The 1,954-nt window shown below is 68.2% G+C and carries 2 protein-coding genes and 1 pseudogene; 1 reads left to right on the plus strand and 2 read right to left on the minus strand.

The window, feature by feature from the left end; translation table 11 throughout:
• The coding region (locus ACTG9Q_RS32905) for a cold-shock protein (RefSeq protein ID WP_455576856.1) at positions 1-78 on the minus strand (78 nt) is incomplete at its 3' end.
• 383 nt (positions 79-461) lie between these two features.
• On the opposite strand from ACTG9Q_RS32905, the gene ACTG9Q_RS32910 reads away from it, so the two are divergent.
• Entirely contained in the window at positions 462-1,826 is a 1,365-nt protein-coding gene (locus ACTG9Q_RS32910) for an NF041680 family putative transposase (protein WP_455576855.1), read from the plus strand.
• A 21-nt stretch (positions 1,827-1,847) separates the two neighbouring features.
• Here the strand turns inward: ACTG9Q_RS32910 and ACTG9Q_RS32915 are convergent.
• Positions 1,848-1,954, minus strand: a pseudogene (locus ACTG9Q_RS32915) (IS5/IS1182 family transposase); the annotation flags it as partial.

Genomic DNA, 1,954 nt, shown 5'->3' on the forward strand with positions numbered 1-1,954 from the left:
GTCCGGCGAGCCGTTCTCGGGCGCGAGGAAGCCGAAACCCCGTTCGGCGTCGAACCAACGGACGGTCCCCTGCGGCATCAAAGGCTCCAGGTCGAGAGGGCGGGCAATGGCCCCCAGTCTCCCTGACTGACCTCCGGTCCGTCGGGCCGGGCCCACAGGCGCGCGGTGCGGAGCCAGGGGCGGGCCGTTGGTTCACCTAGCGACACGCCGAGTTTTGAGACCAAGTCTCAGCGGAGTTTGAAACCAAGTCTAAGCTTGTCTTTTAAGGTCCCGGCGGGTGAGGTGCACCCCGGTTGATCATGGAAGCAGCCCTTAATTGATCATCGTTCTTGCGACAGAAGGATGTTCGACCAAAGGCTGCGTGATCAGTGTGCACCATCTCGACCCCAGGCTGGCTCTCGGGGCGTTGTCCGGGTTTCGGCGGGAGTTCCACCGGTGTCTGACCCGTCGGGGCGGATGGGTTGTTCGAGCTGGCCGACGCCGTGCTGTGCGCTGACGGGCCGGTGCGGACTCTGGTGGGGTTGTCGCTCACGGCGGAGCACCGGCGTGGGCACGGTGGGCTGTACGACGCGGTCAACAACGGCCGTATCGAGGTCGACCGGTTGCGTGACGCGCTGGTCGGGATGCCGTTACCACGGGCGGCAGAGGGCCGTCTGGTGCTCGCGGTCGACGTCTCGCCCTGGTTGCGTCCGGATGGCGCGACCTGTCCGGACCGCTCGTTCTGTCACGTCTACGGACGCCGCAAGGGTGAGCACCGCATGATCCCGGGGTGGCCGTACTCGTTCGTGGCCGCGCTGGAGACCGGCGGCACGTCGTGGACTGCCTTGTTGGACGCGGTCCGCCTTCCGCCCGGCGCCGACCTCGCCGCGGTCACCGTAGCCCAGCTGCGCGGCGTGGTCGAACGGCTGATCGCCGCCGGCCAGTGGAAGCAGGGCGATCCGGAGATCCTGGTGGTGTTCGACGCCGGCTACGACGCGCCCCGCATCGCCTACCTGCTGGGAGACCTGCCGGTGCGGGTGCTGGGGCGGATGCGGTCGGACCGGGTGCTGCGCCGCCCGACCCCGCCCCAGGTCCACAACCCGGCCGGAGGACGCTTCCCCAAGCACGGCGGCGAGTTCGTCTTCGGCGATTCGGCCACCTGGAACACCGAAGACGTGGTGACCCGCACCGACACGCGCCTCTACGGCACCGCCACCGCGCAGGCATGGAACCGCCTGCACCCACGACTGACCCGCCGCAGCGCCTGGATCGACCACAGTGGACCGCTGCCGATCATCGAGGGCACCGTGATCCGCCTGACGGTGGAGCACCTGCCCTCCGGCAGAGTGAACAAACCGGTCTGGCTGTGGTCCTCCGGCACCGACGCCGACACGGCCCAGGTCGACCGCTGGTGGCAGGCGTTCCTTCGCCGCTTCGACGTCGAACACACCTTCAGGCTTCTCAAGCAGACCCTTGGCTGGACCAGACCCAAGCTGCGCGACCCCGAGGCCGCCGACCGCTGGACCTGGCTGATCCTCGCCGCCCACGCCCAACTCCGCCTGGCCCGCCCTATGGTCGCCGACCTACGCCACCCCTGGGAACGCCCTGCCGAACCCGCCCAGCTCACCCCGGCCCGCGTCCGGCGCGGGTTCCGGAACCTCCACACAAAAATCGCCCGTCCAGCGGCCGCACCAAAACCGGCCCGCCCCGGACCCGGACGACCACCCGGCTCGAAGAACCGCGTCACCGCACCACGCTGCGACATCGGACGCGTCCTGGCCACCGGCCAGACATACACCCGACCAGCCCACCACAAGAAAGGCACCAAACCCCGCCGAACAGGTTAAAAGACAAGCTAAGAGCTCCTGTCAGAATGAGTAGAGGCGTCGGTAGCAGATCATCGCGCAGCCCAGGGACAGTAATCCCTGATGCAGGTCTGCTCGTCGTTCCCAGCGGGTGCGTAGGCGTTTGTACT

This window comes from Actinokineospora lacus (assembly GCF_053813445.1).